This window comes from Nocardia sp. NPDC050718, assembly GCF_040654235.1.
Classification (GTDB): domain Bacteria; phylum Actinomycetota; class Actinomycetes; order Mycobacteriales; family Mycobacteriaceae; genus Nocardia.
Genome location: NZ_JBFAHQ010000009.1, coordinates 79,417 through 100,249, shown reverse-complemented (window position 1 = coordinate 100,249; position 20,833 = coordinate 79,417). Strand labels below are relative to the sequence as shown.

At 69.7% G+C, this 20,833-nt stretch carries 21 protein-coding genes; 15 read left to right on the top strand and 6 right to left on the bottom strand.

What is annotated here, in order from left to right; all coding sequences use genetic code 11:
• Nucleotides 1–6 precede the first annotated feature (6 nt).
• Nucleotides 7–999: a BMP family protein gene (locus AB0H54_RS29975; RefSeq protein ID WP_355281912.1), complete on the bottom strand. Its 993-nt coding sequence runs from the start codon at nt 997–999 to the stop codon at nt 7–9.
• A gap of 160 nt (nt 1,000–1,159) precedes the next feature.
• Here AB0H54_RS29975 and AB0H54_RS29970 point away from each other — a divergent pair, with 160 nt between their 5' ends.
• From AB0H54_RS29970 to AB0H54_RS29955, 4 genes are all read left to right on the top strand, one after another.
• Nucleotides 1,160–1,882, top strand: a complete 723-nt coding sequence (locus AB0H54_RS29970; RefSeq protein WP_355281914.1) for a GntR family transcriptional regulator — start codon at nt 1,160–1,162, stop codon at nt 1,880–1,882.
• Nucleotides 1,882–2,493, top strand: coding sequence for a GntR family transcriptional regulator (locus tag AB0H54_RS29965; RefSeq protein ID WP_357349896.1), 612 nt, complete (start codon nt 1,882–1,884; stop codon nt 2,491–2,493). Before AB0H54_RS29970 ends, AB0H54_RS29965 begins: the two co-directional genes overlap by 1 nt.
• A gap of 180 nt (nt 2,494–2,673) precedes the next feature.
• On the top strand, nt 2,674–4,113 hold the full coding sequence (locus AB0H54_RS29960) for an MFS transporter (RefSeq protein WP_357349894.1): 1,440 nt from the start codon (nt 2,674–2,676) through the stop codon (nt 4,111–4,113).
• 31 nt (nt 4,114–4,144) lie between these two features.
• Entirely contained in the window at nt 4,145–5,062 is a 918-nt protein-coding gene (locus AB0H54_RS29955) for an ABC transporter substrate-binding protein (protein WP_357349892.1), read from the top strand.
• Nucleotides 5,063–5,125: 63 nt separating this feature from the next.
• Here AB0H54_RS29955 and AB0H54_RS29950 read toward each other — a convergent pair whose 3' ends face one another.
• Entirely contained in the window at nt 5,126–6,019 is an 894-nt protein-coding gene (locus AB0H54_RS29950; protein ID WP_357349890.1) for a LysR family transcriptional regulator, read from the bottom strand.
• Between the two features lie 70 nt (nt 6,020–6,089).
• Here AB0H54_RS29950 and dapA point away from each other — a divergent pair, with 70 nt between their 5' ends.
• Both dapA and AB0H54_RS29940 read left to right on the top strand, forming a co-directional pair.
• A complete protein-coding gene (gene dapA / locus AB0H54_RS29945; protein WP_357349888.1) occupies nt 6,090–6,983 on the top strand; it encodes a 4-hydroxy-tetrahydrodipicolinate synthase in 894 nt (297 codons plus the stop codon).
• Nucleotides 6,984–7,045: 62 nt separating this feature from the next.
• Nucleotides 7,046–8,572 carry a DHA2 family efflux MFS transporter permease subunit gene (locus AB0H54_RS29940; RefSeq protein WP_357349886.1) on the top strand — a complete coding sequence of 509 codons (1,527 nt, stop codon included), beginning with the start codon at nt 7,046–7,048 and terminating at the stop codon, nt 8,570–8,572.
• Nucleotides 8,573–8,629: 57 nt separating this feature from the next.
• Here the strand turns inward: AB0H54_RS29940 and AB0H54_RS29935 are convergent, their stop codons facing one another.
• The 3 genes from AB0H54_RS29935 to AB0H54_RS29925 form a co-directional block, all read right to left on the bottom strand.
• Entirely contained in the window at nt 8,630–10,327 is a 1,698-nt protein-coding gene (locus tag AB0H54_RS29935) for a family 2A encapsulin nanocompartment cargo protein cysteine desulfurase (RefSeq protein ID WP_357349884.1), read from the bottom strand.
• Nucleotides 10,299–11,231: a family 2A encapsulin nanocompartment shell protein gene (locus tag AB0H54_RS29930; RefSeq protein ID WP_357349882.1), complete on the bottom strand. Its 933-nt coding sequence runs from the start codon at nt 11,229–11,231 to the stop codon at nt 10,299–10,301. Before AB0H54_RS29930 ends, AB0H54_RS29935 begins: the two co-directional genes overlap by 29 nt.
• A gap of 122 nt (nt 11,232–11,353) precedes the next feature.
• The gene (locus AB0H54_RS29925; RefSeq protein WP_357349880.1) at nt 11,354–11,785 is read right to left on the bottom strand and encodes an SRPBCC family protein; all 432 of its coding nucleotides are present in this window, start codon (nt 11,783–11,785) and stop codon (nt 11,354–11,356) included.
• Nucleotides 11,786–12,068: 283 nt separating this feature from the next.
• Here AB0H54_RS29925 and AB0H54_RS29920 point away from each other — a divergent pair, with 283 nt between their 5' ends.
• From AB0H54_RS29920 to AB0H54_RS29900, 5 genes are read left to right on the top strand one after another with little or no spacing between them, the layout of a single operon-like run.
• Entirely contained in the window at nt 12,069–13,460 is a 1,392-nt protein-coding gene (locus AB0H54_RS29920; protein ID WP_357349878.1) for a sensor histidine kinase, read from the top strand.
• On the top strand, nt 13,438–13,848 hold the full coding sequence (locus AB0H54_RS29915; protein ID WP_355281944.1) for a roadblock/LC7 domain-containing protein: 411 nt from the start codon (nt 13,438–13,440) through the stop codon (nt 13,846–13,848). Before AB0H54_RS29920 ends, AB0H54_RS29915 begins: the two co-directional genes overlap by 23 nt.
• Nucleotides 13,848–14,198 carry a DUF742 domain-containing protein gene (locus tag AB0H54_RS29910; RefSeq protein ID WP_218717406.1) on the top strand — a complete coding sequence of 117 codons (351 nt, stop codon included), beginning with the start codon at nt 13,848–13,850 and terminating at the stop codon, nt 14,196–14,198. Before AB0H54_RS29915 ends, AB0H54_RS29910 begins: the two co-directional genes overlap by 1 nt.
• Nucleotides 14,173–14,775 (top strand): ATP/GTP-binding protein, encoded by a 603-nt coding sequence (locus tag AB0H54_RS29905; RefSeq protein ID WP_355281946.1) that lies wholly within the window; start codon nt 14,173–14,175, stop codon nt 14,773–14,775. The genes AB0H54_RS29910 and AB0H54_RS29905 overlap by 26 nt, the downstream gene beginning before the upstream one ends.
• Entirely contained in the window at nt 14,772–15,977 is a 1,206-nt protein-coding gene (locus AB0H54_RS29900; RefSeq protein WP_357349875.1) for a cytochrome P450, read from the top strand. Before AB0H54_RS29905 ends, AB0H54_RS29900 begins: the two co-directional genes overlap by 4 nt.
• Before the next feature lie 7 nt (nt 15,978–15,984).
• Here the strand turns inward: AB0H54_RS29900 and AB0H54_RS29895 are convergent, their stop codons facing one another.
• Nucleotides 15,985–16,533: a helix-turn-helix domain-containing protein gene (locus AB0H54_RS29895; RefSeq protein ID WP_357349873.1), complete on the bottom strand. Its 549-nt coding sequence runs from the start codon at nt 16,531–16,533 to the stop codon at nt 15,985–15,987.
• A gap of 200 nt (nt 16,534–16,733) precedes the next feature.
• Here AB0H54_RS29895 and AB0H54_RS29890 point away from each other — a divergent pair, with 200 nt between their 5' ends.
• From AB0H54_RS29890 to AB0H54_RS29875, 4 genes are all read left to right on the top strand, one after another.
• Nucleotides 16,734–17,972: a cytochrome P450 gene (locus AB0H54_RS29890; protein ID WP_357349871.1), complete on the top strand. Its 1,239-nt coding sequence runs from the start codon at nt 16,734–16,736 to the stop codon at nt 17,970–17,972.
• Between the two features lie 363 nt (nt 17,973–18,335).
• Nucleotides 18,336–19,052: an N-acetylmuramoyl-L-alanine amidase gene (locus AB0H54_RS29885; RefSeq protein ID WP_357349868.1), complete on the top strand. Its 717-nt coding sequence runs from the start codon at nt 18,336–18,338 to the stop codon at nt 19,050–19,052.
• Nucleotides 19,053–19,497: 445 nt separating this feature from the next.
• Nucleotides 19,498–20,274, top strand: coding sequence for a carbohydrate-binding protein (locus AB0H54_RS29880; protein WP_357349866.1), 777 nt, complete (start codon nt 19,498–19,500; stop codon nt 20,272–20,274).
• Between the two features lie 120 nt (nt 20,275–20,394).
• On the top strand, nt 20,395–20,787 hold the full coding sequence (locus tag AB0H54_RS29875; protein ID WP_357349865.1) for a hypothetical protein: 393 nt from the start codon (nt 20,395–20,397) through the stop codon (nt 20,785–20,787).
• Nucleotides 20,788–20,833 lie beyond the last annotated feature (46 nt).

Here is a 20,833-nt window from a genome sequence, read left to right as displayed (position 1 = left end):
CCGGCCTCAGTACGGCTTGACCGCGCCGGTGGACAGGGCCGTCGTCGCCTTGGCCAGCGCGTCGGCGACCGCGGGGTCCTTGCTGCACAACACGAAATCGGTGCCGTGGTTGGGTGAGGTGAGCCCGAAGCGGACGTTCTCGGCCTTCCAGGAGTTGTCGAGCGCGGCGTTCACGGCGTACTCGACCTCGGCGCCGATGTCGGTGTGCACGTAGCCCAGGTAGACCGGGTTGGTGCAGTCACCGGGGATCGGGCCGCCGACCATGGCCGCGCCGGACTGGGTCGCGGCCTGTTCCATGCCCGCCTTGCCGAGGTTGACGATCTGGCCGAGCGCGCCCGCGCCCGCGCCGTAGTCGGCCAGGGCGGCCTGCTTGGCCTTGGCCGGGTCGTTGAAGTCGCCGACGTACTGCGGGGTGAGCACCTTCACGTCCGGCTTCGCGAACCGGGCGCCGTTGCCGAAGGCGTTGGCGGCGTTGACGATCGCGGGCAGCTCGACCCCGCCGACGAAGGCCACCGCGCCGGTCTTCGCGCCCGCCGCCGACACCGCGCCGCTGAGGAACTCGGCCTCGGCCTGCTGCGGGTCGTAGTAGGCGAGATTGGCCATCGGCTTCGCGTCGGCAGGCCCGCCGATCTCGACGAACTTCACGTTCGGGAACTGCGGGGCGACCTTGCGCACGTCGGCGTCGGTCTGGCCGCCGAGGGAGATCACCAGGTCGTTGGTGGAGGCGAAACGGACCAGGGCCTGCTGGTAGTCGCTGGCGGCGACCTGTTCGACCTTGCTCAGTTCCACCTTGTCGCCGAGGGTGTCGGCGATGCGCTGGTAGCCGAGGTACCCCGACTGCATGAAGCCGGTGTCCGACAGCGAGCCGGGGAAGAACACGCCGACCTTCAGCTTGCCGCCCGACGCGGCGGAATCGGAGGACCCGCAGGCCGACAGCAGGGCGGCGGCGGCGAGAGCGGCCGAGCCGACGGCGATCGCGCGCCGAGTGGACTTGTGCACGGGGTACTCCTTGATCGAACGAACCGCTCACTTAGCGGTATACCGTTAAGTGTCAGCCTGGTGCCCGCAGATGACGGGCGGATTACCGAAACGTAAGAAACGGTCGCTCCCGGCTCGCGGTACTACCGTGGGGGCTGTGCAGGCGCGGAAGGATGGTGCGGTGACGGAGGAACCGGCGAAGAAGTCGCTGCGGGATCGGGCCTATGAGGAGCTCCGCGACCGGATCATCGACCTGCGGCTGAGCCCCGGGCAGCGGCTGGTCGAACGCGATCTCGCGACCGAGCTGGCGATCTCCCGGATCCCGCTGCGCGAGGCGTTGCAGATGCTCGAGCGCGAGGGCCTGGTCGTCATCGTGCCGCGGCAGGGGGCGATCGTCGCGCCGTTCACGGTCACCGATGTGCGCGACCTGTTCGACGTCCGCGAGAGCCTGGAGGTGCTCGCGGCGCGGCTGGCCGCCGAGCGCGCCGAACCCGCCGACCTCACGGCGCTGCGCGACCAGCTCGATTCCGCGCGCCGCGCCACCGCCGCCGGTGACCAGGCCGCGATCGCCGCCGCCAACGCCGGTTTCCACACCCTCATCGTCGAGGTCTCCGGCAACCCGCTGCTGCACTCGCTGCTGCGCCCCTTGGAATCCCGGGTCCGCTGGCTGTTCCACCTCACCAAGGAACGCGACCCCGGCACCCAGTGCGAGGAACACGAAGCCCTCTACGCCGCTATCGCCGCGGGTGATCCGGACGCCGCCGCCGAGATCGCCTACCGCCACGTCGCCTCGGGCCGCGAACCCAGCCTCGCGCTCTCGGCCCAGTGGTCCATGCCCGCCATCGACCCGGTCTCCGCCACCCGCACCCGCCAGCGGACGTCGCAGCGCGAGAAGAGCGCGTGATGATTCCGGAGCAGGCGGAGGATTCGTCGGGGGAGACGATCGCGCGCGCGGTGCGCGCGGAGATCCTGTCGGGCCGATTGCCCGCGGGGGAGCGGCTGGTCGCCGAAGCGCTGGCCCAGCGGTTCGGTGTGTCGCGGATTCCCGTGCGGGAGGCGCTGGCGCGGTTGCAGTCCGAGGGCTTCGTGACGATCGTCCGGCATCGCGGTGCCACGGTCGCGGAGCCGCCGGTGTCGGTCGCGCGGCAGTTGCTCCAGGTGCGGCGGGGAATGGAAGTGCTGGCGGCGCAGCTGGCCGCGGAGAATCGTGGTGGCGCGGTGGCCGGCGAGCTGTCCGGCTACGTGGACGGCGAGAGCGCCGAATCCGGCGGCGCCGGATCGCCGTTCCACGATCTGATCGCGCGCGCCTCCGGCAACGACGAGCTGCGCAGGCTGCTCGGTGATGTGAACGCGCGGGTGCGCTGGGCGCTCGGCCACAATCCGGAAGTGTCGGCGAGTGACCACCGCGCGGTGGCGATCGCTGTCCTCAACGGCGCTGTCGTGCAGGCCGGTTACCTCATGGACGAACACCTGCGCCGCGACGACGTGTACTTCGCGGGCACGTTCTCCTCCTGAGTCCCGATCAAGATTGCATTCAATCTGGGGGGATATATCGATCAGTTAACGTGATTAGATGTGGTCGAAACGTGTAGGTCAACGGGATTGCATACAAAGTAGGCAGCTTGCTTCCAGTGCTGCTGAGGCAGCTCGCCGATGCGAACGCTGTCGGTGTCGCTCCCGTCCCCGGAGTCCGCGATGTCCCTCACCTCCTCTGACACTCCGTCCACCACCTCCGCGCCCGCCGCGTCCCCCGGCCTGGCCGCCGCGCTCGATCGCATCGGCTTCGGCCGGGTGCAGGTCGTCGTCATCGCCCTGCTGATGGCCGGGCTGTTCTTCGACTCGCTCGAACAGAACTCGACCGGCGCCATGGGCCCGCTGCTGAAAGACGCCTTCGGCATCGGCAATGCCGAGCTCACCCTGATCAACACGGTGACCGTGATCGGCGGCCTGGTCGGCCGGCTCGTCGGCGGCTATCTCGCCGACCGCTGGGGCCGCCGCACCGCGCTGAGCCTCAACCTGCTCGTCTACACCCTCGGCGGTCTGATCAGTGCCGCCGCCGTCGACTACGAGATGCTGCTGGCCAGCCGGTTCGTCGTCGGCGTCGGCCTGGGCGGTGAGTTCACCGTCGGCTTGGCGATCCTGGCCGAACTGGTGGCCACCCGGCACCGCGGGTCGCTGCTGGCGACGCTCAACATCTCCTCCGGCGGCATCGGCAACATCGCGTCCTTCGGCTTCTTCGCCCTGGTGCTCGGTCCGCTCGGCGGCGTCCTCGGCGGTGACGACACCTCGTGGCGCTGGACGTATGTGATCCTGGCCGTTCCCGCGGTCCTGGTCGTCTACTTCCGCAGGTATCTGCCCGAATCGCCGCGCTTCCTGCTGTCGAAGGGGCGGATCGACGAGGCCAATCTGAGCCTCACCCGGCTCGGGAGCGGCAGCATCGCCGGGCTGCGGCACCCGGGCGCCACGGTTCGCTATGTCACCGAGGCCGATATCCCGCGAAAGACCAAGTCCTCGTACGCCGAAGTCTTCAAGGGCCGCAATCTGCGTCGGGTCGCCGCGGTGGGCGCCGCCTCGTGGATGTCGTTCGGTGCGCAGGTCACCCTGCTGTTCCTGATGCCGATCCTGCTGGTGTCGCGGGGCTACTCGCTCACCGATTCGCTCGCCTTCACCATGATCATGAACATCGGCAGCCTGTTCGGTGCCTGCGCCGCCTGCTATCTCGCGGGACGCGCGCCGCGCCGGGTGACGGTCATGGCGGCGGCCGTGCTCGGCTGCGTCTCGGCGATCGCCTTCGCCCTGTTCGCGAACTCGACGCTGCTCCTGCTGACCCTGGGCATGATCTTCCAGTTCTTCACGATGCTGCTCAACACCATGCTCTCGGTGTGGTCGCCGGAGCTGTTCCCGACCTCGGTCCGCGCGATGGGCGCCTCGGTGGTCAACGGGATCGGCAATGTCGCGGGCGCCGTGATGCCCTTTCCCGCCCTGTTCTTCTTCGACATCGCCGGTGTCCCCGGCGTTTTCGCGATGATCGCCGCGATGTACGCGCTGCTGGTGATCGCCGCCCGCTTCGGCCCCGAAACCTTCGGAAAGCCCCTGGAGGTCGTCAGCGGGGAAACCGCTGCGGCCTCCGCCTAGTCCCCGAACGTTCGAGCAGAGGAGCCCGATCATGGACGAACTGAAGATCTCCGCCACCGCGCACGGACTGAACTATCTGCCGGAGTATGTCGCCGCCGATACCGGTCTGTTCGCCGCGCACGACCTGGCGGTGACCGCCACCGCCAAGGATCCCTGGACCGGCGTCCTCGACGACCTGGACAGCGGCGCCGCCGACATCGCCCTCGGCGGCCTGTGGGTTCCCGGAATGTACTGGGGCACACCACGGGAACTGACCGTCTTCGCTCAGCTGAACCACCAGTTCCCCAAGGCGCTGGTGGTCCGCGACACCCACGATGGCTTCGGCTGGGCGGATCTGGTCGGCCGGACCGTGCTGGCGCCGGGCATCGGTGGCAGCGCGCCGTACGCCTTCACCGCGGGGCTCATCCGCGAGGCCGGCGTCGATCCGGCCGGCATCGAATTCCTGCGCGATCTGTCGACGCCGATGTTTGTCGAGCTGTTCGAGGCGGGTCTGGGCGACGCGATCATCCTCGACCTGACGACCGCGCAGATCCTGCAGGACAGGGGAACCGGCGTCATCGCGATCGACTACACCGAAGCCGGGGGACTGGGTCCGAACAGCGTGTACTACCTGCGCACCGATCGGTTCGAGGAACTGTCGGATCGTCTCGTGCGGTTCACCTCGGCCCTCGACCTGGCCATGCGGCGCCTGCGGACGACGGCGGTCGCCGAGCTCGAACCGCTGCTCGCCGCCCACTGGCCGGAGGTGGCGACGTCGACGCTGCTGCGGTCCTGCGAGCGCATCCGGGCATCGCGCACCTGGGAGACGGTCCGCATCGACGCCGCCGCCAGCGATCGGTGGATGCGGATGCTGGCGGAAGCGGGGATGGTGCGCACGGCGCCGCCCTTCGCCGACCTGATCGAGACCGGCATCGTGGACAGCATCGCGCTGACCGGCTCGCCCCGCTGAACCCAACCGGCGGGGGCCTGCGCCTGGTCCGGCGACGGCCCCCGCCGTTCGGCAACCCCGTGCTCAGACGGCCGAGTCGGTGCGATCCGCGGCGGCGCGCAATGCTGTTCGCGCGGCCTGGACCGCCGGGTGGGCATCGGTGCCGTTGCGGTGGGCCAGATAGGTGTGGCGCCGGATCGGCAAGGGGGTCAGCGTGATCGCGGCGGGCGGGGAGTGCAGGGCCATCGCGGGAACGATTGCGGCACCCGCGCCCGCCGCGACCAGTGCCAGCACGGTGGTGAAATCGTCGGCGTGATGGCGGATGCGCGGGGTGAAGCCCGCGGCCTGGCAGACGCGCAGCGTGACGGTATGACACAGCGTGCCGGGAGTGCCCGCGATCCACGGAGATTCGACCTGGGCGCGGAGCGGATCCGGTGTGCGAGCCGGGGTGCGCGTGGCGAGGTGGACCGTCTCGGAGTGCAGGGGCTCGGTGCGCAGGGCCGCGTCGGGGGTGGCGGGGACCAGGTCGTAGTCGTGGGTGAGGGCGATGTCGAGGGTGCCGGCGCGCAGGGCGTCGGGGACCTCGGCGGGGTCGATCTCGGTCACTGTGAGTTCCAGGCGCGGATGGTCGGTGCTCAGGGTGACCAGGGCGGGGGAGAGCAGGGTGCGGGCGGCCGTGGGGAAGGCGCCGATACGCAGGGTGCCGACGAGTTCGTCTCGGGCACAGGCCAATTCGGCATCGGCGCGTTCGAGGGCGGCCAGCACCGTCTCGGTGTGGCCGACGAGCAGATGCGCCGCGGGGGTGAGCAGGACGCGTCGCCCCGTGCGTTCGAGCAGGGGCACGCCCGCCTCGCGTTCGAGCGCGGTGAGCTGCTGGGACACCGCCGACGGTGTGTAGCTGAGCGCGTCGGCGACCGCGGCGATGGTGCCGCGATGAGCGAGTTCGCGCAGGAGGCGGAGTTTGCGGACATCCAGCATCAGTTCAGCTTACATTTGTCGTCAGGAACGTGAACTGGACCTGATGTATTCGTGGCCCGACGATGGACCCATGACATCGCTGCAGGGACTGTTCGTCCCCATGATCACCCCGTTCACCGCCGACGGCGAACTCGCGCTCACCGCCCTGGAACAGCACGCCCACCGGGTGCTCGACGCCGGCGCGACCGGGCTGGTCGCCCTGGGCACCACCGCCGAGCCGTCGGCCCTCACGGTCGAGGAACGGGCGCTGGTCCTGGACCGCTGCGCCGGCGTCTGCGCCGAGCGGGACGCACCGCTGATCGTCTGCGCGGGCGGCAACGCCACCGCCGACTCGGTCCGGGCGGTCGGCGCGCTGCGGCAGCCGATCGCGGGCGTGCTCGCGGTGGTGCCGTACTACGTGCGGCCCAGCGAGGAGGGCGTGATCGCGCACTTCACGGCGCTGGCGGCCGCCAGCCCGGCGCCGCTCTACGTCTACGACGTGCCCTATCGCACCGCGCGCCCGCTCGGCGGTGACACGCTCGTGCGGCTCGCCGGCATTCCGAATGTCGCCGGGTTCAAGCACTCCGTCGGCGGTGTCGACGCGGCCAGCGTCGAATTGCTGGCGCGGGCGGGGGAGACGACGACGGTGCTGTGCGGCGACGACCGCTTCGCCTCGGCCCTGCTCGCGCTCGGCGCGCGCGGCGGCATCCTCGCGGCGGCCAATATCGCGCCCGCCGCCTACGCGGAGCTGATCGCCGCCTGGCTCGCCGGTGACGTCGCCCGGGGCCGCGCGCTCGGGCATCGCCTCGACGCGCTCGGCGCCGCGCTGTTCGCCGAACCCAATCCGACGGTGATCAAAGCGGTGCTCGCCGACCGGGGCCTGATCCCCAGCGCGGCTGTCCGGCTGCCGCTGCTGTCCGCTTCGCCCGAGTCCACGATCGCGGCGCTGCGGGCGGCGGAGGCGGCGGCGGTGACGCCGGTGTGACCCGAGATCACGAACAGTAAATTTCACTGGTCTTCGGGAGCGAAAGGTGCCAGGCTCAAGCGGTGACGAAACCTCCGGATATCGGCGCCGCCGATCCCACCTCCGACAAGCTGGACGCCGCCGTACTCAAAGTGGCGGGCGTAGTCGTGCTCGGCGCGGTGATGTCGATTCTCGACATCACCGTGGTCACCGTGGCGATTCCGACGTTCATGGCGGATTTCAACGCCTCCGTCGAGGTCGTCGCCTGGACCATGACCGGCTACACCCTGGCCCTGGCCTCGGTCATCCCGATGACGGGCTGGGCCGCCGACCGCTTCGGCACCAAACGCCTCTATATGGCGGCACTGTCCTTCTTCATCATCGGGTCGGTGCTGTGCTCGATGGCGTGGAGTATCGAATCGCTGGTGGCCTTCCGCGTCATCCAGGGCATCGGCGGCGGCATGCTCATGCCGCTGGGCATGACGATCATGACCCACGCCGCGGGCCCGCAGCGGATCGGCCGGGTGATGGCGGTCCTGGGTGTGCCCATGCTGCTCGGCCCGATCTGCGGCCCCATCCTCGGCGGCTGGCTGATCGACTCCTTCAGCTGGCACTGGATCTTCCTGATCAACCTGCCGCTGGGCCTGGTCGCGCTGGTCCTGGCCTACATCGTGTTCGCGCCCGACAAGCCCAAGCCCTCGGAATCGTTCGACTTCCTCGGCATGCTGCTGGCCTCGCCCGGCCTGGCCCTGTTCCTGTTCGGCGTCTCCTCCATCCCGGAGAAGGGCACGGTGCTCGCCGCGCGCGTACTCGTCCCCGCGATCATCGGCGCGGTCCTGCTGGTGGCGTTCGTGTTCCACGCGCTGCGCACCGAGCATCCGCTGATCGACCTGCGCCTGTTCCGCAACCCGTCGCTGCGCTTCTCGGTGCTGACCATGTCGCTGTTCGCGACGGCGTTCTTCGGCGCGGGCTTCCTGCTGCCCAACTACCTGCAGCAGGTGCGCGGTGAGACGGCGTTCGACTCCGGTCTGCTCATGGCCCCGCAGGGCATCGGCGCCATGCTGACGATGCCGATCGCCGGCTTCCTCGTCGACAAGATCGGTCCCGGCAAGATCGTGCTGTTCGGCATCACCTTCATCACCGTCGGCCTGGCCGGCTTCACCCAGCTCGAGGCCGACACGTCCTACCTGATGATCGGCGGCGCGCTGTTCGTGATGGGTCTGGGCATGGGCTGCACCATGATGCCGGTGATGACGGCCGCCATCCAGACGCTCTCGCACGCCCAGGTGGCGCGCGGCTCGACGTTGATGAACATCATCAACCAGACCGCGGCCTCGATCGGCACCGCGACGATGTCGGTGGTGCTGGCCGCCCAGCTCAACGACCACCCGGCGACGAAGATCGGCATCGCCTCCAACGCCAAGCCCGAACTCGCGGCGCAGTTCCCGCCCGAGCTGATCCAGCAGGGCCTGGACCTGGCCGCCGAGGCGTTCAGCCACACCTATTGGGTCGCGGTGATCCTCGCCGGCCTGACCCTGATCCCGGCGTTCTTCCTGCCGCGCACCAAGCCGGACGCCCCGGTCGACGCCGAAGCGTCGATCATGGTCTGATCCGACTCGCGAAAGCCCGGGTGGAACACGGTGTTCCACCCGGGCTTTCGCGGTATCTCAGCGCCGACCGGTGATCTCGTGCAGGACCCGCACCATCCGATCGATCTCGTCGACGGTGTTGTAGAAGGCGAACGACGGCCGCACCGTCGCCTCCACACCGAGCCTGCGCAGGATCGGCTGCGCGCAGTGATGCCCGGCCCGCACCGCGATGCCGCGTTCGTTGAGCGCCCTGCCGATGTCGACGGGATCGCATCCCTCGATCACGAACGAGAGCACGCTCGCCTTCTCCGCCGCGGTCCCGATGAGCCGGGCGCCCGGCACCGCGGCGACCAGCGGGGTCGCGTAGGCGAGCAGTTCGTGTTCGTAGCGGCCGATGACGTCCATGCCGATGCGCGAGACGTAATCGATGGCCGTGGCGAGGCCGACCGCGTCGGCGATATTGCCGGTACCCGCCTCGAACCGGCCCGGCGGTGGCTGGAACGTGGAGCGTTCCAGCGTGACATCGGCGATCATATTGCCGCCGCCCTGCCACGGCGGCATGTCCTCGAGCACCGCGGACTTGCCGTAGACGGCGCCGATTCCGGTGGGCCCGAACAGTTTGTGCCCGGAGAACACGAAGAAATCGGCGTCGATGTCGCGCACATCGATCGGGGTGTGCGGCACCGACTGCGCGCCGTCGATCAGCACCGTGGCCCCGACCCGGCGTGCCTGGGCGGTCAGCTCCCGCACCGGGGTGATGGTGCCCAGCGCGTTGGACACCTGGGTCACCGACACCAGTTTCGTACGGTCGGTGAGCAACCGGGTGTACTCGTCGAGCAGTAGCTGACCGCGATCGTCGACCGGGATCACCTGGATCCGCGCGCCCGTCTCCGCGGCCAGCAACTGCCACGGCACGATGTTCGCGTGGTGCTCGAGGTGCGAGATCAGGATCTCGTCGCCCGCGCGCAGGTTCTTGCGACCCCAGGTCTGGGCGATCAGGTTGATGCCCTCGGTCGCGCCGCGCACGAACACGATCTCCGACGGCGACCCCGCGCCGAGGAAGCGGGCGACGGTCTCGCGCGCCTGCTCGTAGGCATCGGTCGACCGGGCCGCCAATTCGTGTGCCGCCCGGTGGATGTTGGAGTTCTCGTGCGCGTAGAACGACGCCAGCCGATCGATGACCGCGCGCGGCTTCTGCGTGGTGGCGGCATTGTCGAACCACACCAGCTGATGCCCGTTGACCCGCTCGGCCAGGATCGGGAAATCGGCGCGCACGGCGTGCACGTCGAAGGCCGGATGCGGATCGGCCGCGACCGGCGGGACCGGCCCGCCGTCGAGGAAATAGAACGACGGCGCGCCGGGCGGGGCCGGTGCCACCGGAGCACGCGGCGGCGACAGGATGTCGCGCAACGACGGCAGCACCGCGAGGAACGGATCGACATGCACCGCGTCGGCCCGCACCGGCGGGCTCGACGGAACGTGTTCGGCACCCCAGCCCGGCACCGCGGGCGCGGTGGTCGGACCGCCGGGCACCGCACTGCTCGACGCCCCCATCGGAGGTGCGGGCTGGAAGACCGGCGGTGCCTTCGTGGCGGGCGCGGGTGGCGTGACCGGCGCGGACGGGGCGTCCGGTTGCAGTAGGGACACTCCCGGTGTGCCCGCCGCTCCGGTCGGCAGCGCGGCGAAGAACTCGCCCGCGAGGCGCGCGAGCGTCGCCTCGTCCGGGAGTCCGTCGCCGCCGCCCGCCTCAGGCCCGGTAGGACGGGGCGTAGTCATGGAACTTGTCCACGTCGGCACCCTCGAGCAGAGCCACCGCGTCGTCGGTCAGGATGGTCAGCGAGCAGTACAGCGACACCAGGTACGAGGCGATGGCGCTGCGATCGATGCCCATGAACTTCACCGACAGGCCCGGCCCCTGCTCCCCGGCCAGCCCCGGTTGATACAGCCCGACCACACCCTGGCGGGATTCGCCGGTGCGGATCAGCAGGAACGACGTCTTGCCGTCCACCACGGGCACCTTGTCCGACGGAATGATCGGAATCCCGCGCCACGTGATGAATTGGGAGCCGAACAGACTGACCGTCGGTGGCGGCACTCCACGCCGGGTGCATTCCCGGCCGAAGGCGGCGATACCCTGCGGATGCGTGAGGAAGAAGCCGGGTTCTTTCCAGACCTTGGTGATCAGATTGTCCAGGTCGTCGGGGGTCGGTGGCCCGGCCAGCGTCGTGATGCGCTGGCGCTGCACGGTATTGGCGATCAGCCCGTAGTCGGGGCTGTTGATCAGCTCGCCTTCCTGGTGCTCCTTGATCGCCTCGATGGTCAGCCGCAACTGCTGAGCGATCTGATCGTGCGGGCTCGAATACAGGTCCGAGACCCGGGTGTGCACGTCGAGAATCGTGTTGACGGCCTTGAGGCGGTACTCGCGCGGTTCCTTCTCGTAGTCGATGAAGGTCTCCGGCAGGGGCGACTCGTCGAAGTTGTCGCACTGGATATCGACGGTCTGTTCGTGCGTGACGCGGTTGCGTCGATAGATACCGGCCTCGACCGGTACCCAGTTGAGGAGATGGACCAGCCACCGTGGAGTGATCGACTCCATCTGGGGGACGGTCTTGGTCGCGTTGGCCAGTGTCCGGGCGGCGACATCGCCGAGGGCTACCGGGCGCGGTACAGCGTTGGTCATCGAACCACCTTGCGTATAGGCAAATCGACGGTTAACCGGCGGAGTCAGCCTAACTCCGCCGGGATCGCCTGTCGTGCCGGAACGCCCGTGTCCGACCGCTGTTCACACGCGGAAACGCGATCTCAACCGTAAAGCTTCACAAATGCCTCGAGCGAGCGTTCGATGTCGCCGCGCAGCGCCTTGGCCACGGCCGAGCCGATCGGGCCGAACAGCGGCGCGCCGCCGAGGTCGATGTCGACGCTCACCTTCGAGCCGCTGCCCTTCGGCTCGACCAGCATGGCCAGCCCGAACTTGGTGCCACCGATGCCCGCCCCGGTGAGCGCGAGCCGACGCGGGGGCTCGGCGGTGCGCACGGTCCAGGTGACCTTGTTGCGGAATCCCTTCACCCGCGCGATGCCGACGAGCACGGTGCCCGGGGTGAGATCGTCGGGCAGGGTGCCGCGCCACGCCTCGTGGATGGTCAGCCAGTCGCCGAGCGCGGGGAGGTCGGAAGCGTGCGCCCACGCCTGGTCCGGCGGGACGGGGACATCGACGGAGAGCTTCAGTTTCGCCACGCCCGGATGGTATCCGGTACCCGAGGTTCCGCCTCGACCGGATCGCGGCATAGCAAACCAGAATAGATCAACTGCCCAGCTGGACGTGCGGGAATTCTGATGCCGGACAGGACGATCCGCGCCGGAGTCGATCATGGTGCTGCTACTGTGTGCGGGTCGCTGGAAGCGGGGCGTGTCGATCGGATATCCGAAGCCACCGCGCTCCCGGGCGAATGCCTCCCGGGCGGGCCGGTGAGGGCCCACCGGCCAGGGCGTGGTGTGGTCGACGACGACGAAAGATCTGATGAACTCAGGAATCGCGGTGCTGTTACTCGTCATCGGAGCGCCGCTGTTACTGCTCGCGCTGGCCGTGACGGTCTTCGCCATGCGCAACGAGCGCCAGCAGCGACTACGGGCCGACGCCGCCATCCGCGAGCGGGTCGCGTGTGAGAACGCGCTGATCCAGCTGGCGCAGACGACACTCCCGGGGATCACCGCGGCCGTGCGCAGGCACGAGATCCCCGCGGTCGCCATCGAGCTGCCCGCCGAACTGCAGGGGACACAGGTCGGCCAGGTGCTGCAGATGATCGCCACCGGTCACGCGGAGGACCTGCGGGTGGTCACCGAGGAGACCAGGGCGATGGTCGAGCGCTACGGCGAGCAGCGGCGCACCAGCGAGGTGCAGGCCGCGCAGGAATCCGCGCGCGCGGATCTGTCGGCCACCTCGCGGGCCGCGACCAGCGCCGCGGTGCGCTCGTTCGGTACCTCCGTGGTGAGCCTGGGCACCGACCTCGGCCAGGTGGTGAGCGCGGCGCTGCGCGAGCACCGCGACGACGCGATCTACGAGACGCTGACCAGGATCGACCACACCGTGCAGCAGATGATCCGGCAGGCGCAGTCCTACGTGATCGTCTCCGGTGGTCTGCCCGGCAGGCGCTGGCCGCAGCAGTCGCTGACCGATGTGGCCGGTGGCGCCACCGGACGCGTGCGGGAATATCTGCGGGTGCGTTCGGGGCAGTCCGACCGGGTGGTGATCAGCCGCGCGGTCGAACCGCTGGTGCACACCCTGGCCACGCTGCTGGACAACGCGCTGCGGTATTCGCCGCCGTCGTCGTTCGTCGAGGTCGGGTTCCAGGAGGGGCATCACGGCGTCACCGTCATCATCGACGACGCGGGCATGCGGATGAGCCCGGAGCAGCTCGAGGACGCGCGCCAGGTGCTCAGCGGCGAACGCGCCGTCGACATCCACGATCTCGGTCCCGCGCCGAAGGTCGGTTTCCCCGGTATCGCGGCGCTCGCGCGGCGCTACGGGTTCTCCGTCCACGTCGACGGGCCGAACATCTTCGGTGGTATGCGGGCGATGGTCTACGTGCCGTCGGCGCTGCTGGTCAGCGGCGCCGCGCCGCGGCTGCCGGAGCCGGAACTCGCCGCGCCCGCGCACCTTCCGGTGCCCGTGCCGACGCTGGTCGAGGTCGACGCGCCGCACGCCGAGGTACACGAGATCACCAGTGGGGGACTACCCAAGCGCCGCCGCAGGCCGGTCGCGCCGGATTCGGCGGGAGTGCCCGCCGACGACGCGGGGCAAGCTCGCCCCGACCTCGCCGCTGCCTGGCACAGCGGCTCCCGCAGCGGTCGCCTCGCTGCGGCCGAGCGAACCACGGAAGGAACCGCCGATGAGCACACCGGTAGCCGATAGCACGAACCGATTGGCATGGCTGCTCGAGGACCTGGAGATCCCCGGCGTCCGCTTCGCGGTGCTGCTCTCCGACGACGGCCTGCGGATCGCGCACTCCCGGGGCGTGGCCAAGGACGACGCCGAGCGCTTCGCCGCGGCCGCCTCCGGCCTGCGCTCGCTCGGCAAGGCACTCGGCGAGTTCTGCGGAGGTCCCGCGAACACCGTGCGCCAGAACATGACCGAGTACGACGAGGGCATGATCATGATCACCGCCGCCGGTGCGGGCGCGCTGCTAGGCGTCGCCACCACCGCGGACGTGGACGTCGCGCTGGTGGCGCACCGGATGAACGAGCTCGCCTCGCGCGTCGGCCACGAGATCGGCAGCGCGCCGCGGCACGGTGGCAGGTAATGAGCCGGGGCAGGCGCGATCCCGACCTGGTCAGATCGTATGTGCGCACCGGCGGCCGGGTTCGGGCCGCCCATGAGCTGGACCTGGTGACCCTGGTCCGTTCGGTCGCCGACGCGCGACCCGATCACCGTCCCGACGAGCGCCGGGTTCTCGCGCTCACCAGCCGCCGCGGTGCGCTCTCGATCGCGGAGCTGTCGGCGTATCTGGATCTGCCCGCGTCGGTCGTGAAGATCATCGTGTCCGATCTGCTCGACAGCGGTCATCTACAGTGCCCGACTCCGGCCGAGGTGAAGCCGGAACTCGCGTTGATCAAGGAGGTGCTGCATGGTCTCCGTGCCATCGCGGGGTGAGGTCGACTACGTCGCGGAGACCGTGACCCGATCGGTGAAGATCCTGGTCGCGGGCAACTTCGGGGTCGGCAAGACGACCTTCGTGTGCGGGGTGTCGGAGATCCGGCCGCTGCGCACCGAGGAGACCATCACCGAGGCCAGCATCGGCGTCGACGACATGGCCGGGCTCGGCAGCAAGGTGCAGACCACCGTCGCCCTGGATTTCGGCAGGCTCACCCTGAATCCGCAACTGGCGCTGTACCTGTTCGGCACGCCGGGCCAGGAGCGCTTCGCGCCGCTGTGGGAGGAATTGGCCCGCGGTGCGCTCGGCGCGCTGGTGCTCGTCGACACCCGCCGCATCGAGAAGGCCGACGACGTGCTCTCGGCGCTGGAACAGCGCGGGGTGCCGTACGCGGTGGCGGTCAACGAGTTCGAGGGCTTCCGCCGCTACCCGCTCGAGGAAGTGCGTGAGGCGCTCGACCTGTCGCCGGAGACGCCGGTCGTCGCGGTCGACGCCCGGCGCCGCGACCACGGCCTGCGCGCGCTGATCACGCTGGCGGAGTACCTGTTCCAGCGGCAGGAAGCGACAGCGTCATGACGGTCGACCTCGCGGTGGCCGAGCGGGTCCCGATGTACGCCCCCGAGTTCGCCGCCGATCCCCAGGCGGCCTACCAGGAGATGCGGCGCCGGTTCGGGTCGGTGGTCCCGGTGGAGTTGTCGCCGGGGATCCACGCCACCCTGGTCATCGGCTATCACACGGCGGTGCGGATCCTCAACGATCCCGAGCACTTCCCGGCCGACCCGCGGATGTGGCAGCGCAACATCCCGCAGGACTGTCCGGTGCTGCCGATGCTGCAGTTCCGCCCGGCCGCGCTGCGCACCACCGGTGCCGAACACGTCCGGTACCGGCAGGCCAATGTCGCCGGGATCGCGGGCGTGGACCTGTACGCGATGCACGCCACGATCGAGCAGTTCGCGATCCCGCTGATCAACAGCTTCTGCTCGACCGGCTCGGCGGACCTGTTGAGCCAGTACGCGTTTCCGCTGGTGTTCCAGGCGCTGAACTCGATGCTGGGCTGTACGCCCGAGATCGGTCAGCAGGTGGCCACCGGCATGGCGCAGATCTTCGAGGGCGATGACGCCGAGGCGGGCAACAACCTGCTCGCGTCCGCGCTGACCGACCTCGTCGCACTGCGGCAGCGCGAGCCGGGCGACGACGTCGCCACCCGGCTGCTGCACCACCCGGCCGCCCTCACCGACGAGGAGATGGTGCACCAGCTGCTGGTGCTCTACGGCGCCGGTATCGAGCCGATGCTGAACCTGGTGGTCAACACCCTGCGGCTGATGCTCACCGACGATCGCTTCGCCGGCAACGTCCTGGGCGGGAGCCTGTCCACCCGCGACGCGCTCGACGAGGTGCTGTTCACCGACCCGCCGCTGGCGAACTTCTGCATGACCTATCCGCGCCAGCCGATCCTGGTCGACGAGATGTGGCTGCCCGCCGACGAACCGGTCGTGATCAGCATGTCGGCCTGCAACAACGACCCGGCCATCGCCGGGCGCGATGTGGTCGACAACCGGGCGCATCTGGCGTGGAGCGCGGGCCCGCACGGGTGCCCGGCCAAGTCGGTGGCGTACCTGATCGTGCAGGACGCGATCGACCAATTGCTCGACGCCCTGCCGGAATTGCGCCTGGCCGTGCCCGCCGAGGACCTGGTGTGGCGACCCGGCCCGTTCCACCGTTCACTGGCGGCCCTGCCGGTCGAGTTCCCGCAGACGCCGCCGCTGCCGCTGCCCTGACCCGCGTTCAGCGCGGGCGCAGGGCCGGGCCGACGAACCGCTCGACCAGCTGCCGTTCGGCCGCGGCGTCGGGCAGCGGCCAGGTGAGCAGCGAGAGCACCACCCGCACGATCCAGCCCGCGGCCGCGTCGTCGGGGGCGATGTGGGTGAGCGCGGTCGCGATCCGGCCCAGTTCCGGTGCGTCGGCGAGGACTTCGTCGGTGTCGGGGGAGCGGTGCCGGACCAGCCACTGCCGCAGCACGGGATCGGCGCGGATCGCCGCGACCGCGGCCAGGATCGCCTCGACCGGGCGTCGGCCTGCGGGGACCTGAGCGACCGCGGCCTCGACGCGAGCGGCGACGGTGCCCGCCGCCCGGACCATGACCGCGCGGACCAGGCGTGGCTTCCCGCCGACATGGCGGTACATCGTGGCGCGCGAGCAGCCCGCCGCCGCGGCGATGTCGTCGGCGGTGACCGCGTCGATGCCGCGGTCGAGGAACAGGGTGAGCGCGGCCCGTTCGATCCGGTCGATCGCGACCGCGCGGCGGTCGCCGCCCGCCAGCCAGTCGGTGCTCATCCCGGTGTCCTTCGGTGTCTCGATGTGAGACGGTTTCGGTAATCTGTCTACCTCATTCCTCCCAGGCAGAACCTCATTTTTGGGAATCGTCTGCTGCTCAGCTCTTGAGACCTTCTGTCTCATCACGAGACGGTTGTTGACCCTCTCGTCACCCCGGGGGACCGTGAGCGCCGACAACCTGATCAGGAAAGGCGGCGACGATGACCACGGACCTCGGGGCGATCGATCTCTTCGACGCGGCAGTACTCGACGACCCCTACCCGCTCTACGCGGCGCTGCGCGAGCACGCGCCGGTGTATCGGGTGCCCGGCACCGACTTCTTCCTCGTCGCGTCGTGGGCCGCCGTCACCGAGGCCACCGCGCGGACCCAGGACTTCTCCTCCCATCTGACCGCCGTGCTCGTCGCCCAGCCGGGCGCGGCACCGGTCACCTTCGACCTCGACGCGACCGGACAGGCCGTGCACGTGCTCGCGACCGCGGACGGCGCGGTGCACGCCGCGCATCGCGGCGTCGTCGGCCCCGCCCTGGCCAAGCGGGTCCGGACACTGGGTCCCGTGGTCACCGAGCTCACCGAACAGCTGTGGGCGGAGGAACTCGACGGTGACCGGATCGACTGGGCGAGCGGCATGGCCGACCGGCTGCCACTGGCGCTGATCGCCGAACTCGTCGGATTCCCCCGCGCCGACGTGCCGCGATTGCTGGCCTTGGCCTACGACTCCACCGAGATGCTGGGCGGCGTCGTCGCCGACGGCCGGATGACCGACCTTGTCACGTCGGCCGCCGAACTGGCCCACTACGCCTACCTCGCGGTGAACGCGGCGATCGCACGGGCCGACGCGCAGGAGGTTCCGGAGGCACTGATCGATGTGCTCGCCGCGGCCGTGACGGCGGGCCGGATCGACGAACAGCAGGCCGTGTTGATCGTGGTCCAGCTGATCGGTGCGGGCGGTGAGTCGACCGCGGGCCTGATCGCCTCGGCGGCCCGCCTGCTGGCCACCGACCTCGAGTTGCAGGACACGCTGCGCGACCGTCCCGAGCTGATCCCCGCGTTCCTGGACGAGGCGCTGCGGGTGGAATCGCCCTTCCGCGGACACCATCGGCACGTCGTCGCCGACACCGAACTGGCGGGAGTGGCCCTGCCCGCGGGCAGCCACCTGCTCCTGCTCTGGGGCGCGGCCAATCGCGATCCGGCCATGTTCGCGACGCCGGACGTCGTCGACCCGGCCCGGCCACGCGGCCGGACGCACGCGGCCTTCGGCGCGGGCGCACACTTCTGCATCGGGTCCGCCCTGGCCCGCCTCGAGGCCACCGCCGCCATCACCCTGCTGCTCGAACGCACCGAACGGTTCACCCTCGTCGAGGACGCGCCGCCACGCTGGGTGCCGAGCCTGTTCGTCCGCCGACATGCGAGTCTGCCGCTACGGGTAGTCCTCCGCTGATCGACCGGTCGCCGGTGCGCAAGCGCCGCGCCGGACGCACGGCGACGGCTGGGCGCTACGCCCAGTGCCCACAGTGGACGGCGCGCATGACGTCGGGTGCCCCTCGCAGCGGCCGGTGGGTGGGTGCTGGGCTGGCTGTCGCCGTGGCGGGCGGGTGCAGCGCTGGATGGCCCGCAACGGAGGGCGCGTGCAACGCCGGATGCCTGCGGTGGAGGTGACCGGTGTCGGCGATATCGCGTGTGGCACGGTGGCGGGGTGCGCACCACGCTGCTTCTGCCTGTCTGTCTGCTCCCGGCCACTGTGCTGTTCGCCGGGTGCACCACCACCCCGGGACCAACGGCTGCTCCGGCGACAGTGGAGTCCGTGACGAAATCCGCGTCCGCCCAGGCGGTTCCATCCGCCTCGCCGGTGTCGTCGGTCGTACCGCCGGTCGCGGGCCGGACGGTCGTCCTCGATCCCGGGCACAACGGCGGCAATGCCACGCATCTCGCGCAGATCGACGCGCGGGTGCCCGACGGCCGGGGTGGTGTCAAGGCGTGCAACACCACCGGGACCGCTGCGGCGAGTGGGTACACCGAGCACGAGTTCACCTGGGATGTCACCCAGCGGGTGCGCGACGCGCTCGTCGCCCGGGGCGTGCGGGTGATCCTGACCCGCGACGACGACACCGGCGTCGGACCGTGTGTCGACCGGCGCGCGGCGATCGGCAACGACGCGGCGGCCGACGCGGTGGTCTCCATCCACGCCGACGGCAATACCGGAGCGGGCGCGCACGGTTTCCACATCGCCTACTCGGACCCGCCGCTGAATCCGGTGCAGGCCGACGCGGGCGTACGACTGGCGACCGCCCTGCGGGACGCGATGATGCGCGGTGGCGCGGTGCCGTCCACCTATGTCGGTTCGGCCGGGCTCGACCCGCGCGCCGACCTCGCCGGTCTCAATCTCGCGCAGCGTCCGTCCGCCCTGGTCGAATGCGGCAACATGCGCTCCGATATCGATGCCGAACTCATCGAGACACCGGCGGGCCGGGCCCGCTACGCCGAACTCATCACCGCCGGGATCCTGGCCTTCCTCGGCTGAGCGACACGAATTTCGAGGAAGTCGCGCAACGTTCGCCGGTCCCGTTCGGCGGCGCCGCGCGCCGCTCTCGGTAAGTGTCCTTGTTGTCAACTGGACGTCATTCCGGCAACATTCGGCAAACATCCGGAAACCCCGGAGCTGGACTGTTAGCCGATTGCTTGCGGCTGATGCGAACCGGTCGGTTCGAAACTCGGAACATTCACCGTATTCGCACCGTGTGAACAACGGTGCCGAATACCGGTGAGTAGCCGTATTTTTCGCTATTCCGATGGTTGACGGGTGATCTTCGCCGCCCTACTGTCCCTGTCACAGTTCGATATCGAAGTGTTCGTGACATCGCTCGAAATGTTTCCCCCCGGATGGCACGCCGGCCCCTGCCGTCCTCCGTGTGCGTTTCCTAGGAGTATCGATAGTGCGAAGCCGAATTCTGTCCGTCGCCGGAGCCATGGCCCTGACGCCCCTCGTCACCTTGCTGGTCCCCGCCGTGAACGCCGAAGCCCACGGCTGGGTCGCCGGACCGGCCAGCAGGCAGGAACAATGCGCCCGCGGACTCGTTTCCTGCGGTGCGGTGAAATACGAACCACAGAGTGTCGAAGGTCCGAAAGGGCTGAAGAATTGCAGCGCGAACAAATATCCCGAACTCGACGACGACAGTCTCGGCTGGGTTCCCCAGAAAGTCTCCGGGCGCACCACCTTCACCTGGAAGAACACCGCCAATCACCGCACCCTGAATTGGGAATACTTCCTCGGTGACACCCGGATCGCGGTGATCGACGGCCGCAACGAGCAGCCGCCCATGGAGGTCAGCCACACCCTCGACCTGTCGCAGTACTCCGGCCGCCAGAAATTGCGCGCGGTCTGGAATATCGGTGATACCGAGGCCGCCTTCTACAGCTGCGTCGACCTCGAGATCGGCGGCGGTGGTGGCGGAACGCCGACCACGACCACCCCGAAACCGACAACGACCACGCCGCCAGCCACCACGACGAAACCCCCGACGACGACACCGCCCGCCACGACGACCAAACCCCCGGCCACGACCACCCATCAGCACCCGACCACCACGGCCCCGGCCGCGTCAGCGTGGCGACAGGGCGCCACCTACGCGATCGGCGACAAGGTCACCTACCAGGGCACCACCTACAGCTGCAGGCAGGCGCACACCGTGCACGACCCGAATTGGACCCCGCCGAACACCCCCGCGCTCTGGTCGCGGATATAGCACCCCGGGCCGGGAAACGTTTCGTGTGTTCTCCCACCATCGGTCGCGCGATGGGGCGAGGATTGACCTCGACTCGCCGGCCTCGCGTTCGGCCGGCCCCGCAGCACAAGGACGTGAGATATGAGTGACAGGAAATTCGCCCTCGCCATCGCGGCCACCGGGACGGCGTTGCTGGCCATGACCGTTGGTACCCCGTCCGCGTCCGCGGTGGTCTCGCAATTGACGGTCGATCCCGGACTCAGCTTCGGGCTGGCAACCAATTACGGCACCGGCTGCACCCATCATCTGGTGGCCCGGCTCAGCGTCGACCTCGAACCTGTCTCCTTCTACGACAACGGCGTGCTGCTGGCCGTGGTCGTTCCGCTCGACGGCACCGCCAGCATCGACTGGATCCCGGCCGGCGGCGGTCCGCACAGCCTGGCGGCCCTGCAGGGCGGGGTCGGCCGCGGCGCCGACGTGCACGTCGGCAAGGGCTACCGCTTCGGGGAATCCTGCGTGGTCACCGGCGGCTGACCCGCGACACCGACGATGGCCCGGTCCGCACGGACCGGGCCATCGT